We start from the raw sequence: 14,211 nt of genomic DNA, 5'->3' as shown, positions 1-14,211 counted from the left end.
CAGGCTGAATTGGCAGGTTTTAACATCAAACATTGGTTTGCAGATGGAGCCTTTCGCACCATTATTCGTAACAGCGCCTGGTTAGGTTCCAGTAATGTCGTGAGCGCCTTACTGGGCTTACTGGCGCTTTCGTGCGCCGGTAAAGGAATGACTCCAGCGATGTTTGGCGTACTTGTCGTCATACAGTCTTATGCCAAGTCGATTAGTGATTTTATTAAGTTTCAGACATGGCAGTTGGTGGTGCAGTACGGAACGCCAGCAATAACCAACAATAATCCCCAGCAATTCCGCAATGTCGTCTCATTTTCCTTCTCGCTGGATATCGTCAGTGGTGCGGTGGCGATTGTCGGCGGCATTACCTTACTGCCATTCCTTTCCCATTCATTAGGTCTGGATGACCAAAGCTTTTGGCTGGCGGCGCTCTATTGCACACTTATTCCTTCAATGGCTTCCTCCACGCCGACTGGCATTTTGCGTGCGGTTGATCGCTTCGACTTAATTGCTGTACAGCAGGCGACGAAACCTTTTCTGCGTGCGGCGGGCAGCGTAATAGCCTGGTATTTTAACTTTGGCTTTGCCGGATTTGTTATCGCCTGGTACGCATCGAATCTGGTTGGCGGCACGATGTACTGGTGGTTTGCCGCGCGCGAATTACGCCGCAGAAATATCCATAACGCGTTCAAATTGAATCTGTTTGAGTCTGCCCGACACATCAAAGGCGCATGGAGTTTTGTCTGGTCAACCAACATTGCCCATTCCATTTGGTCGGCGCGTAATTCATGTAGCACGGTACTGGTGGGGATCGTATTAGGGCCAGCTGCCGCCGGGTTATTTAAAATCGCCATGACATTCTTCGATGCCGCCGGGACGCCCGCCAGTTTGTTGGGTAAGAGTTTTTACCCTGAAGTCATGCGCTTAGATCCACGAACTACCAGACCGTGGCTCCTGGGCGTGAAGTCTGGATTGCTGGCAGGTGGGATTGGCATTCTGGTGGCGCTGGCCGTGTTAATCGTTGGCAAGCCACTTATTTCACTGGTGTTTGGTGTTAAGTATCTCGAAGCGTATGACCTGATCCAGGTGATGCTCGGAGCCATTGTTATTTCGATGCTGGGCTTCCCACAGGAGTCATTATTGCTAATGGCAGGGAAACAGCGTGCTTTTCTCGTGGCGCAAACCATCGCCTCTATCGGCTATATCGTGTTGCTGTTCATGTTCTGCCATCTGTTTGGCGTGCTGGGGGCAGCATTTGCTTACTTCGGTGGGCAATGTCTTGATGTGGTGCTCTCGTTAATTCCGACATTAAAGGCGTTCTTTCAACGCCGTTTATTGGCCTATAACGCAGTGGGAGAAAAATCCCAATGATGAAAAAATATTTTCCACTTGAGGTCAGTGAGCGTTTATTTATCGCGGTCGAAGAAGATGATGTTGTTGACGCTCAAGTTAGCTTACCACCAACGATCGCACTGCGTTGTTCATCGGAAATTATTCATGATAATTATGCATTATGCCTGAGATTCTGGTTGGACGGAGTCAATCGCAAGGCGTTACTCCACCTGACCCTGAAGCAGGCTAAAGGTAACTCTCTTACCGACGAAGAACGCAAACAGTATAAATACATGCGAGCGCGCTACAAGCATCTGCGTTTTGCGCAACGGCTGTATTTAAAGAAGCATCAGGCTGGTTTTTTATTTGGCAAAACGACCGTTTTTCTGGGGCGTTTTCAGGATGGTTTTCGTAACGGTAAGAAAAATATTGTGTCGTATTACGGCAACCTGTTACGTATTTATTTAAGTTCTCCTGTCTGGTGGCTGGTGAACTATTCATTACGCCATAGCCAGCTAGAAAGCGTTAATGGTTTTATCGCCTATCGCCAGAAGCAAATGCACATCCTGAAAGAAATTATTGCCAGGCCGCAGCTAACCGGCAGGGAATTTCACGATGTGCGAAAAATCATCAGTCAGCAGGTTTCGTATTACGACACGCTAAGATCGATTGATCCCGAAAATACAGAGGCGTTGCAGATTTCCCGCTTCCTGGCGGCCATTAATGGCCTGATGGGGGATAAGCACGACGACATGGTGGCGGATGATTTGGAAAATCGCCAATCGTATGATGCGCCAGTGGCACTCGACAGCGATATTCGTCAGCGCTTAGAACTGCTGATTTCGCGTTTTCCGCTATAACCGGAGTAATGATGCCCTCTCGTCTGATTACTGCGCTGATATTTTCACTCTTCTCGTTCTGCGCTACTGCGCACAATTTCGTCATCGGAAAAACGGTCACACCTGTTTATATTCAGGACGGTGGCGAATTACTGCTCAAAAATGACGAAATTTACTATCAAAAGTGGAACAGCACGCAACTGAAAGGAAAAGTCCGCATTATTCAGTATATCGCCGGGCGAAAGTCAGCGAAGAAGAAGAACTCTCTGTTAATCAAAGCAGTAGAAACAGCAAACTTTCCTCAGGATCGTTTTCAGCCCACCACCATTGTGAACACCGATGATGCCATCTTTGGCACCGGCTATTTTGTGACAGGTAAAATTGAAAAAAATAAACGTCGTTATCCGTGGGCGCAATTCGTAATCGACGGCAGCGGTCTGGGGCGCGTTGCCTGGCAACTGCCGGAACAGAGTTCAACCATTCTGGTGCTGAATAAATACGGGCAAATTCAGTGGGCGAAGGACGGCTGTCTGACGCCAGAAGAAGTTGATCAGGTCATTGCGTTGGCGCAGAAGCTGATCAATGAATAAAAAACTCAAAGGATTGAGGGTGTTAGTGAGATGAAGCTGGTTGAATACTACATCATGCGTGGTACACGCCGTCTGGTGCTGATTATCGTTGGTTTTTTGATCTTTATCTTCGCCAGTTACTCTGCACAGCGTTATCTGACCGAAGCAGCCAATGGGACTTTAGCGCTTGATGTAGTACTTAATGTTGTTTTCTACAAAGTGCTGATAGCGCTTGAAATGTTACTTCCAGTGGGCCTGTATGTGTCGGTTGGTGTGACACTTGGGCAGATGTATACCGACTCGGAAATTACCGCTATCTCTGCGGCGGGCGCCAGTCCCACACGTTTGTATAAAGCCGTTCTGTATCTGGCAATTCCATTAAGCATTTTTGTCACGCTGTTGTCGATGTATGGTCGGCCCTGGGCTTATGCGCAGATTTATCAACTGGAACAACAGTCGCAGTCGGAGCTGGATGTTCGCCAGTTGCGGGCAAAGAAATTTAATACTAACGATAACGGACGAATGATCCTTTCGCAGACGGTTGATCAAGACAATAATCGCCTGACTGACGCGCTGATTTACACCTCTACCGCCAATCGAACCCGCATTTTCCGCGCCCGTTCGCTTGATGTTGTTGACCCCTCTCCTGAGAAGCCAACCGTTATGTTGCATACCGGCACGGCTTATATACTCGATCATCAGGGCAGTGACGACAACGAACAGATCTACCGTAATCTGCAATTACATCTTAATCCACTGGATCAAAGCGCCAACGTCAAACGTAAAGCAAAATCGGTCGCGGAACTGGCGCGCTCTGTATTTCCTGCCGATCATGCCGAACTGCAATGGCGACAAAGCCGTGGCCTGACAGCGTTGTTAATGGCTCTGCTGGCCATCTCTTTAAGTCGGGTAAAACCGCGGCAAGGGCGATTTTCAACGTTACTGCCACTGACGTTGCTGTTTGTTGCCATTTTTTATGGCGGCGACGTCTGCCGTACGCTGGTGGCTAACGGCGCGATTCCCCTCATTCCTGGTTTGTGGTTAGTGCCCGGACTCATGCTAATGGGGCTGTTGATGCTGGTCGCACGCGACTTCTCTTTGCTGCAGAAATTTTCCCGATGAATGTTTTCAGTCGCTATTTAATCCGTCACCTCTTTCTCGGTTTTGCCGCCGCCGCAGGGCTATTGCTGCCGCTTTTTACCACCTTCAACCTGATTAACGAACTGGATGATGTCAGTCCGGGCGGTTATCGCTGGACTCAGGCGGTGCTGGTGGTGCTAATGACCTTACCGCGCACACTGGTCGAACTTTCGCCGTTTATCGCGTTATTGGGTGGGATTGTTGGTCTTGGGCAGTTATCGAAAAACAGTGAGCTTACCGCCATTCGCAGTACGGGATTTTCTATCTTCCGTATTGCACTGGTGGCGCTGGTTGCAGGGATACTGTGGACTGTTTCGTTAGGCGCGATTGATGAGTGGGTGGCGTCGCCATTGCAGCAACAGGCGCTGCAAATCAAATCGACCGCCACCGCGTTGGGTGAGGACGATGACATTACCGGCAATATGCTGTGGGCCAGGCGCGGTAATGAATTTGTAACGGTGAAATCGCTAAACGAACAGGGCCAGCCGGTGGGCGTGGAGATATTTCATTACCGCGACGATCTCTCGCTCGAATCCTACATTTATGCACGCAGTGCCACCATTGAAGACGACAAAACGTGGATCCTGCATGGTGTGAATCATAAAAAATGGCTGAATGGCAAAGAAACGCTGGAAACATCAGATAACCTTGCCTGGCAATCGGCCTTCACCAGTATGAATCTTGAAGAGTTATCGATGCCGGGGAATACTTTTTCTGTCCGTCAGCTTAATCATTACATCCATTATTTGCAGGAAACCGGGCAACCCAGCAGCGAATACCGCCTTGCACTGTGGGAAAAACTGGGGCAACCGATCTTAACCCTGGCGATGATTTTGCTGGCTGTACCGTTTACCTTTAGCGCCCCGCGCTCGCCAGGGATGGGTAGCCGTCTCGCTGTAGGCGTCATCGTTGGCTTACTCACCTGGATCAGCTATCAAATCATGGTCAATTTGGGATTGCTATTTGCGTTGAGCGCACCCGTTACCGCGCTCGGTTTACCGGTAGCGTTTGTGCTGGTGGCGTTGAGCCTGGTGTATTGGTATGACAGTCAACATTAAACCCACCGTGGCGCAACACCACGGCGGGCTCACGTTACTGCTTCAGAGTAGCGAACGCCTGAATGATGGCATCAATTTGCTCGCGACTGTGGGCAGCATTAACGCTACAGCGCAGCAGCGTCATGCCCGCCGGGGCGGCAGGTGGCAGGATAAGATTCACATACACGCCCAGCGAAATAAGCTCACGCCAGATGCGTAAACCTTCCTCTTTCGAACCGATTATTACCGGCACTACCGGACTAATATGTGAGCTTAACTCGTAACCCAGTTTTTGCAGCCCGTCATACAGATGGTTGGCATTATCCATCAGTTTTTGCCGCAGCTCTGGTTGAGTGGCAATGGTTCTTAATGACGAGCGCACGGTCGCAATGCAGGACGGAGAAGGGGAGGCGGTAAAAATATACGGACGGCTGCCGTAGCGCAGCACTTCCATCGCTTCCGAACCCACGGCAAAACCACCAATAGAAGCCAGGCTTTTACTGAAGGTGCCAACGATAATATCCACATCATCTTCAACGCCAACGGCTTCAACCAGTCCGCGCCCCGTTGCGCCTAACACGCCGAACGAGTGAGCTTCATCGACAATTAAATATCCGCCGAGACGACGTTTGATATCAACAATTTCCGCCAGCGGCGCAACGTCACCGAGCATACTGTAGATGCCTTCAACGATGATAATCGCCTCTTTTGCCCGTTCACCGAGGCGAATCATGCGACGTTCCAGATCGTTGGCGTCGTTATGGCGAAAACGAATAATTTCCGCGCCGCCGAGAGAACAGGCGTCATAAATACTGGCGTGGCTGTCGGCATCCAACAACACCACGGCGTTATGGTCGGCGAGTGCGCTGATGACGCCCAAATTAGCGGTATAACCGGTTGAAAAAACGATAGCGGTAGGACGATTGAAAAACTCGGCAATCTCTTTCTCTAACGCCAGATGCGGCGCATAACTGCCATTCGCCATACGTGAACCGGTGGTGCCGGTGCCTTGCGTCGCTAACGCTGTCTGACCATCGGCGATGGCATCATGATTGAAGGTTAAACCGAGATAATTATTGGTCCCGGCCAGAATCACTTTTTTATTGCCGATACGCCCTTCGGTGGCGGAATACACTTCATCAATACAGGTGCCAAACGGCGTTAACCCGTTATCGCTAAATTGCAGTCGCTCACCCGCAAGACGCGCATATTTATCGTATAGCCCCATTATTTATTCTCCAGCCATGGAAGTAGTGTTTCCATTAATTGCACAGGGGTTTTGACATCCAGCAGAATATTAATAGGAATGGAAATATCAAATCTGTCTTCAAGCATCATTAAGAGATCCATCACTTTAATCGACTCCAGGCCGAGATCGTTGACGAGATCGCTGTCAGGCTTAATTTCCACACCGTTTTCGACCAAATCCTGTAAACAGGAAAGGATGTAATCCATTACTATTTCACGATTTACCATAGAAACGTTAACACACCTTTAAACAAGACAATCAAAATAGCCCGTTGCGTAATGCGTGTTCCAGGCTAATCCCGGGAAACCAATTAATATCTTCAGAAATACGGTTATTACTTGCCGACCAGTCAACATGGGTTAATTCACCCAATTTCGAGCGGGTCAGCATGGGCTCTTTGCCTGCCAGGCGACTCAACGCGGTGCTGACATCTGCAAGGCAGGTGAGCAACGGCAGAGGAATGCCGACCATCCGTACAGCTCCTTGACGGGCGGCGGCGGCCAGTTGTTGCACGCGCTGCCAGTCATAGCCACCGGCGACACCATCACATAATTCATACGTTTGCGTCTGTACGAAATCGGCGCTTAACCACTGACCCACGGCTTGCGCGAAATCGGTGACGTGCAGGAAAGAGAGCTGTGTATCTGGTGCGCCCAGCCGTGGCAGCAGGCCACGCAGCATCCAGTCAAATAGTGGTTTTAACTCTTTATCGCCGGGACCATAGACTGCTGTTGGGCGAAAAATGCCCAGCGTAATTTCGTCCGCCATTGCTGCTAGTCGTTGTTCGGCGACGTGTTTGGATTTCGCGTACCAGGAGAGTTCAGGATGGCGCGCTGCCAGCGAAGAGATAAACAGAAAACGTTGGCAAAAGCCGCTCTCTTTTGCCGCCTGCATCAGGCGCAGGCTGCCGTCAACGTTACAGCGAGTAAAGACATCCTCTTTGTGTCCGCGTACTTGCCCGGCGCAATGGACCACAGCACCGGCACCAGCAACCAACTCGCTAAGTGAATGCGTATCTTCCAGCGAACCGCGCACCCAGGTAACGTTATCGTTATGGTGAGCACGGGAAGTCCGCGTCAATGCGCGGACGTGAAAGCCGCGGGCGAGTAGATTATCGATAATATATTTACCGATAAACCCGGTAGCGCCCGTCACCGCGACCGTTTGATTCATTGCGCAAAACCTGCGAGGGATTCCTGCACATGAAGATTGGCGGCATAGGCTTTCTGATAACGTTTTTTCGCTTCTGCGCGGGCAGGTTTACCGGAAGATGTGCGCGGAATACTGTGTGGTGGTAACAAGTCGATAGCCGCCGAAACGCCAAATTCGCTTTGTATCCGCGCCGCCAGAGAGTGGATTAGCTGGGCGCGACGATTTTCGTCGCTGATCCGGCACTGGATCTGCAAAATGATTTTTTCCTGGGCAGTAACAAAAGCAATGGCATCGCCAGAATGAATTTCTGGTTCCTGTTCCGCAATGTATTCAATATCTTGCGGCCAGATATTGCGGCCACGAATAATAATCAGATCTTTAATACGCCCAGTGACATAAAGGTAACCGTCCAGCAGATAACCGAGGTCGCCAGTATCTAACCAGCCCGTCGCCGCGATATCGTCCTGCGAAGTCTGGTCGCCAAAATAGCCGCTCATCAGGCTAGGACCAGAAATACAAATATGGCCCACTACGCGTTCGGCTACTGGCAGACCCGCTTCATTACGAATTTCAATGCCATGTTCCGGCAACGTTTTACCGCAGTTGACGAAAGTCGATACGGCGCGTGTCTCAGCACCCGGTGCGACGGCTTTACCCTGATATTCAAGGATGTCGCGATCCACTTCGTTAACCACAACCCCGGAGGCTTCATCGGAGAAGCTGACGGCCAGCGCGTTCTCTGCCAGTCCGTAGCAGGGCATAAAGGTTTTATCGTCAAAGTTAACCTGGCGGAAACATTCAGCGAACTGATGGAGCTGTTCTGCGGAGATGGGCTCAGCGCCAATACCAGCGACGCGCCAGCAGGAAAGATCCCAGTTCAGCGAGATCTTTTTCATTCACGCGGCGCTGGCACAATTCATAGCCAAACGGCGGCGCAACGGAAACGGTGCCATGATTTTTACTGATCAATTTAAGCCATTGCAGCGGGCGCATGGCGAAATCCTGGGTACGTAAATAATCCACCGAAAGCTGCGTGGCGACAGGTGTCAGGAGAAAACCGACCAGCCCCATATCATGGTAGAAAGGCAGCCAGGAGACGCAGCGGTCGCCAGGTCGTAATTTAATACCATCGTGGCTTATGGCGCGTAGATTAGCCATCACTTCGCGGTGAGTGATGATAACGCCACGGGGAAAACGGGTGCTGCCGGAGGTGTACTGGAGGTAGGCGATATCGTCCGGAACTGGACGCTGAAGCACAACATCGGCTTCCGGCAGGGTGTTAAACCAGGCGTGGCTTAAAACATGTAATTTGGGGTTGTCATGCGTCGCGGCATTGACCAGCGGCAACCATTCATCGCCAGTGATTATCGCGGCTGGTTGGCAGCTAGCCAGTAAACCTTGCAGTTTGGTGCTCCAGGAATCACGCTGACCGACGCCCATTGGAATCGCCAATGGTACGGCAACTAATCCAGCATACTGGCAGGCAAAAAATGCCTCGACAAACCCGCTACTCGTTTCGGCAATCAGCGCCACGCGATCGCCTTTTTTCAGGTTCAGCGATAGCAGCCGCTTCGCACCAGCTTCGGCACGCGTTTTTAACGTCTGATATTCCAGTTGATCTTCAAGTTGGCAACGTCTGTCATAAAAATTCATTCCGGCGCTACTCAGAGCGGCGTAGTCCAAAGCATCAACCAGCGTTGGAAAATCGGCATAGCGCATAGGTAGGGAATGCGTAAAGATTTTATTAGACATATACACCACGAAAAAATTGGATATCAAAAATAAAATGACAATAATGCGGTGGATTATATAGGCATAAAAGATAAATGAGATAGTATTTTCATCGGTGCGATATGGTACATTGATTTAAATAATGCTTTAAATATTAACTCTGTTTATTGTGAATAATATTTAATTTGTGAATATATTAAGATAATGCCCTGGCGGGTCGCATTAAGTCCACAATAGTCATGTTGATCGGCTAACGGTAGCTCTGGGTTATCATAATTATTCATAAATATTATTTTATTTTTTCTTGTATTCACCGAATGGATTTTTAAGGTGCAGTCCGTTGCTGTTTATTTTCAGCATTAATTATTTGTTATCCACTAAGATATGGAATGCGATCTGCTGATGATTAAAATTGAAAAAGTAATAAATAAAAACGACTTAAAAGCATTTATCGCTTTTCCGTCGTCACTTTATCCCGATGATCCGAACTGGATCCCTCCTCTATTCATTGAACGCAGCGAGCATCTGTCAGCGAAGAATCCAGGGACGGACCATATCATCTGGCAGGCATGGGTGGCGAAAAAAGAAGGGCAGGTAGTAGGGCGCATTACCGCGCAAATCGATACCTTGCACCGCGAGCGTTACGGCGAAGATACCGGTCATTTCGGCATGATTGACGCCATTGATGATCCGCAGGTTTTTGCCGCTTTATTTGGCGCAGCAGAAGCGTGGCTGAAGTCACAAGGCGCGCGTAACATCAGCGGACCTTTCAGTCTGAATATCAATCAGGAAAGCGGATTACTGATTGAAGGTTTCGATACACCGCCATGTGCGATGATGCCGCACGGTAAACCGTGGTATGCCGCGCATATTGAACAACTGGGTTATCACAAAGGTATTGATTTACTGGCGTGGTGGATGCAGCGAACCGATCTCACTTTCTCTCCGGCGCTAAAAAAACTGATGGATCAGGTGCGCAAAAAGGTGACCATTCGCTGCATCAATCGTCAGCGGTTTGCCGAAGAGATGCAGATCCTGCGTGAGATTTTCAACTCCGGCTGGCAGCACAACTGGGGATTTGTGCCGTTTACCGAACATGAATTCGCGACCATGGGAGATCAACTTAAGTATCTGGTGCCGGACGATATGATCTACATCGCCGAGATTGATTCTGCACCCTGCGCGTTTATTGTCGGCTTACCGAATATCAACGAGGCGATTGCCGATCTGAACGGATCGCTCTTTCCCTCCGGCTGGGCAAAATTGCTGTGGCGCTTGAAAGTCAGCGGTGTGCGGACCGCGCGAGTGCCGCTGATGGGGGTACGTGACGAGTATCAGTTCAGCCGCATCGGCCCGGTGATTGCTCTGTTATTGATTGAAGCCTTACATGATCCGTTTGCCCGCCGGAAGATCGATGCGCTGGAAATGTCATGGATCCTCGAAACCAATACAGGCATGAATAACATGCTGGAACGCATTGGGGCGGAGCCGTACAAGCGTTACCGCTTGTATGAAAAGCAGATTTAACTCCAGATCCCATTAAGCGCACAGACAGTCCCCTCGCCTCGGGGATAGGGGGAAAACGCTGCTCACATCCCTCCTTTGTTCATCTCCTGCGGCACCGCCGAACGAATCAAATGGTGGCCTTCCAGCTCAATATCGTGGAGATTCTTTTTCACGGTTCGCACATGATCGCGGGCGGCGCGCTGGGCGACATGTGGGAGTCGCTGCAACACCGCGTTATAGATCCGCGCATGCTGGCGATCGATCTGCTTTTTTTGCTGTGGTCGATGGTAGAGATTATTCACGCTGGCAAACACCGAATTAAACATCAGATCGGTCAATGATTGCAGCGTAAACACCAGCACCTGATTGTGGGAAGCCTGACAAATGGCGAGATGGAAAGCGTGATCCAGCTGTGCATGTTCGATCAGCGAAAGCTCTTTGTTGTGCTCACTGGCAGCGAGCATTTTTTCATAGCAGCGGGTTATCAAAACAAAATCTGCCTGGGTTCCCAGCGTAGCCGCCAACCTTGCCGATTCGCCCTCCAGCAATTCGCGAACATCAAGCAGATCGTACAGCGTTCGCGGCTGCGTGCTGAACAGATGAATTAGCGGGCTGGTGTCCTGCACCCGATTAAGCCGTGCGACACGAGAATCGCGACCCTGCGCTGTTTCAATAATCCCGCGCCCGCGCAGCACGGTCAGCCCTTCACGCAGTGCGGAGCGTGAGAAACCGAGCTTTTCACACAGTCGACGCTCCGAAGGAAGCGGCTGCCCGACCTTCAGCACGCCGTCGATAATTAACCGTTCGATACTCTCAGCAACTACTTCGCAAATAGGGCGACGTTCATCTTTCATTCCCGGACCTCGTGCACAGGTAGGACCAATTTTTCTGTTCTTAATTCGCAAAACACGCACATCACGTAAGTGATTATGTTACATCAATTTAACATTAAGTTAACCAATGCGAAGTCACAGAGATGGAAAAAAAATGGTCTGACCGGTAGCTAAAGAGATAGACGAAAACGAAAAGCCCGCTTAATAACTGTTCACAGAAGCAGCGCGCAAAAATCAGCTGCCACACAACACAACAAAGCGAAGCCTACTCATGAGCATCTTGTACGAAGAGCGTCTTGATGGCGCTTTACCCGATGTCGACCGCACATCGGTACTGATGGCACTGCGTGAGCATGTCCCTGGACTGGAGATCCTGCATACCGATGAGGAGATCACTCCTTACGAGTGTGACGGGTTGAGCGCGTATCGCACGCGTCCATTACTGGTTGTTCTGCCTAAGCAGATGGAACAGGTGACAGCGATTCTGGCTGTCTGCCACCGTCTGCGTGTACCGGTAGTGACCCGTGGCGCAGGCACCGGGCTTTCTGGCGGCGCGCTGCCGCTAGAAAAGGGCGTTTTGTTGGTGATGGCGCGCTTTAAAGAGATCCTCGACATTAACCCCGTCGGGCGCCGTGCGCGCGTGCAGCCGGGCGTGCGTAACCTGGCGATCTCCCAGGCCGTAGCGGCGCATAATCTCTATTACGCGCCGGACCCTTCCTCACAAATTGCCTGTTCTATTGGCGGCAATGTGGCGGAAAACGCCGGAGGCGTCCACTGCCTGAAATATGGTCTGACCGTACATAACCTGCTGAAAATTGAAGTGCAAACGCTGGACGGCGAGGCGCTGACGCTGGGATCGGATGCGCTGGATTCGCCTGGTTTTGACCTGCTGGCGCTGTTTACTGGATCAGAAGGTATGCTCGGCGTGACCACCGAAGTAACGGTGAAGCTGTTGCCGAAGCCGCCCGTGGCGCGCGTGTTGTTAGCCAGCTTTGACTCGGTAGAAAAAGCCGGACTTGCGGTTGGTGACATCATCGCCAATGGCATTATCCCTGGCGGGCTGGAGATGATGGATAACCTGTCGATCCGCGCGGCGGAAGATTTTATTCATGCTGGTTATCCCGTCGACGCCGAAGCGATTTTGTTATGCGAGCTGGACGGTGTGGAGTCTGATGTACAGGAAGACTGCGAGCGAGTTAACGACATCTTACTGAAAGCGGGCGCGACTGACGTCCGCCTGGCGCAGGATGAAGCGGAGCGCGTACGTTTCTGGGCTGGCCGCAAGAACGCCTTTCCGGCGGTGGGGCGCATCTCCCCGGATTACTACTGCATGGACGGCACCATCCCACGCCGCGCGCTGCCTGGCGTACTGGAAGGCATTGCCCGTTTATCGCAGCAATATGATTTACGCGTCGCCAACGTCTTTCATGCCGGAGACGGCAACATGCACCCGTTAATCCTTTTCGATGCCAACGAACCCGGTGAATTTGCCCGCGCGGAAGAGCTGGGCGGGAAGATCCTCGAACTCTGCGTTGAAGTTGGCGGCAGCATCAGTGGGGAACATGGCATCGGGCGCGAAAAAATCAATCAAATGTGCGCCCAGTTCAACAGCGATGAAATCACGACCTTCCATGCAGTCAAGGCGGCGTTTGATCCCGATGGTTTGCTGAACCCAGGAAAAAACATCCCCACGCTACACCGCTGTGCTGAATTTGGTGCCATGCACGTACATCACGGTCATTTACCTTTCCCTGAACTGGAGCGTTTCTGATGCTACGCGAGTGTGATTACAGCCAGGCGCTGCTGGAACAGGTGAATCAGGCGATTAGTAATAAAACGCCGCTGGTGATTCAGGGAAGCAATAGCAAAGCCTTTTTAGGTCACCCTGTCACCGGGCAAACGCTGGATGTGCGTTGTCATCGCGGCATTGTTAATTACGACCCGACCGAGCTGGTGATCACCGCGCGTGCTGGAACGCCGCTGGTGGCGATTGAAGCGGCGCTGGAAAGTGCGGGGCAAATGCTCCCCTGCGAGCCGCCGCATTATGGTGAAGAAGCCACCTGGGGCGGAATGGTTGCCTGCGGACTGGCGGGGCCGCGTCGCCCGTGGAGCGGTTCAGTACGCGATTTTGTCCTCGGCACGCGCATCATTACCGGCACAGGAAAACATCTGCGTTTTGGCGGCGAAGTGATGAAAAACGTTGCCGGATACGATCTCTCGCGATTAATGGCCGGAAGCTACGGTTGTCTTGGCGTGCTAACTGAAATCTCAATGAAAGTGTTACCGCGACCGCGCGCCACCTTGAGTATGCGGCGGGAAATCAGCCTGCAAGAAGCCATGAGTGAAATCGCCCAGTGGCAACTTCAGCCGCTACCCATTAGTGGCTTATGTTACTTCGACAACGCGTTGTGGATCCGTCTTGAAGGCGGTGAAGGATCGGTGAAAGCGGCGCGTGAACTGCTGGGGGGCGAAGAGGTTGCGGGTCAGTTCTGGCAGCAATTGCGTGAACAACAATTGCCGTTCTTCTCATTACCGGGCACTTTATGGCGCATTTCCTTACCCACCGATGCGCCGATGATGGATTTACCCGGCGAACAACTGATCGACTGGGGCGGGGCGTTACGCTGGCTGAAATCGACAGCCGATGACAATCAAATCCATCGCATCGCCCGCAACGCTGGCGGTCATGCGACCCGCTTTAGTGCCGGAGATGGCGGCTTTGCCCTGCTACCCGCTCCTTTATTCCGCTATCACCAGCAGCTTAAACAGCAGCTCGATCCTTGCGGCGTGTTTAACCCCGGTCGCATGTACGCGGAACTTTAAGGAGCAGAC

12 protein-coding genes and 1 pseudogene are annotated in these 14,211 nt (G+C 51.3%); 8 read left to right on the top strand and 5 right to left on the bottom strand.

What is annotated here, in order from left to right; translation table 11 throughout:
• The first annotated feature begins 9 nt into the window (after window positions 1-9).
• From FEM44_RS05975 to lptG, 5 genes are read left to right on the top strand one after another with little or no spacing between them, the layout of a single operon-like run.
• The gene (locus tag FEM44_RS05975; protein ID WP_135524025.1) at window positions 10-1,362 is read left to right on the top strand and encodes a lipopolysaccharide biosynthesis protein; all 1,353 of its coding nucleotides are present in this window, start codon (window positions 10-12) and stop codon (window positions 1,360-1,362) included.
• Window positions 1,359-2,183, top strand: a complete 825-nt coding sequence (locus FEM44_RS05970; RefSeq protein ID WP_135524026.1) for a hypothetical protein — start codon at window positions 1,359-1,361, stop codon at window positions 2,181-2,183. The genes FEM44_RS05975 and FEM44_RS05970 overlap by 4 nt, the downstream gene beginning before the upstream one ends.
• A gap of 11 nt (window positions 2,184-2,194) precedes the next feature.
• Entirely contained in the window at window positions 2,195-2,752 is a 558-nt protein-coding gene (locus tag FEM44_RS05965; protein WP_135524091.1) for a YtfJ family protein, read from the top strand.
• Between the two features lie 30 nt (window positions 2,753-2,782).
• Window positions 2,783-3,853 carry an LPS export ABC transporter permease LptF gene (gene lptF, locus FEM44_RS05960; protein ID WP_135524027.1) on the top strand — a complete coding sequence of 357 codons (1,071 nt, stop codon included), beginning with the start codon at window positions 2,783-2,785 and terminating at the stop codon, window positions 3,851-3,853.
• Window positions 3,850-4,929, top strand: a complete 1,080-nt coding sequence (gene lptG, locus FEM44_RS05955; protein ID WP_135524028.1) for an LPS export ABC transporter permease LptG — start codon at window positions 3,850-3,852, stop codon at window positions 4,927-4,929. Before lptF ends, lptG begins: the two co-directional genes overlap by 4 nt.
• Before the next feature lie 34 nt (window positions 4,930-4,963).
• On the opposite strand, the gene spt is transcribed toward lptG, so the two are convergent.
• The 4 genes and pseudogenes from spt to FEM44_RS05935 all read right to left on the bottom strand — a co-directional run bounded on the left by spt (window position 4,964) and on the right by FEM44_RS05935 (window position 9,028).
• A complete protein-coding gene (gene spt / locus FEM44_RS05950; protein WP_135524029.1) occupies window positions 4,964-6,136 on the bottom strand; it encodes a serine palmitoyltransferase in 1,173 nt (390 codons plus the stop codon).
• On the bottom strand, window positions 6,136-6,384 hold the full coding sequence (locus FEM44_RS05945) for an acyl carrier protein (protein WP_001697422.1): 249 nt from the start codon (window positions 6,382-6,384) through the stop codon (window positions 6,136-6,138). The genes spt and FEM44_RS05945 overlap by 1 nt, the downstream gene beginning before the upstream one ends.
• Before the next feature lie 31 nt (window positions 6,385-6,415).
• Complete coding sequence (locus FEM44_RS05940; RefSeq protein WP_135524030.1) at window positions 6,416-7,330, bottom strand: NAD-dependent epimerase/dehydratase family protein; 915 nt, start codon at window positions 7,328-7,330, stop codon at window positions 6,416-6,418.
• Window positions 7,327-9,028, bottom strand: a pseudogene (locus tag FEM44_RS05935) (fatty acyl-AMP ligase). Before FEM44_RS05935 ends, FEM44_RS05940 begins: the two are co-directional and overlap by 4 nt.
• 396 nt (window positions 9,029-9,424) lie before the next feature.
• On the opposite strand from FEM44_RS05935, the gene yghO reads away from it, so the two are divergent.
• Entirely contained in the window at window positions 9,425-10,567 is a 1,143-nt protein-coding gene (yghO, locus tag FEM44_RS05930; protein ID WP_171022600.1) for a protein YghO, read from the top strand.
• 62 nt (window positions 10,568-10,629) lie between these two features.
• Here yghO and glcC read toward each other — a convergent pair whose 3' ends face one another.
• Window positions 10,630-11,400 carry a transcriptional regulator GlcC gene (glcC, locus tag FEM44_RS05925; protein ID WP_135524032.1) on the bottom strand — a complete coding sequence of 257 codons (771 nt, stop codon included), beginning with the start codon at window positions 11,398-11,400 and terminating at the stop codon, window positions 10,630-10,632.
• A 250-nt stretch (window positions 11,401-11,650) separates the two neighbouring features.
• Between glcC and glcD the strand changes: the two genes are divergently transcribed.
• Together glcD and glcE are read left to right on the top strand one after the other, a co-directional pair.
• A complete protein-coding gene (gene glcD / locus FEM44_RS05920) occupies window positions 11,651-13,150 on the top strand; it encodes a glycolate oxidase subunit GlcD (RefSeq protein ID WP_135488762.1) in 1,500 nt (499 codons plus the stop codon).
• Window positions 13,150-14,202, top strand: a complete 1,053-nt coding sequence (glcE, locus tag FEM44_RS05915) for a glycolate oxidase subunit GlcE (RefSeq protein WP_135524033.1) — start codon at window positions 13,150-13,152, stop codon at window positions 14,200-14,202. The genes glcD and glcE overlap by 1 nt, the downstream gene beginning before the upstream one ends.
• Window positions 14,203-14,211: the final 9 nt, after the last annotated feature.

It is taken from the genome of Escherichia sp. E4742 (assembly GCF_005843885.1).
Lineage (GTDB): Bacteria > Pseudomonadota > Gammaproteobacteria > Enterobacterales > Enterobacteriaceae > Escherichia.
The sequence above is the reverse complement of the archived record's forward strand: the minus strand, read 5'-3'. Positions and strand labels throughout refer to the sequence as shown.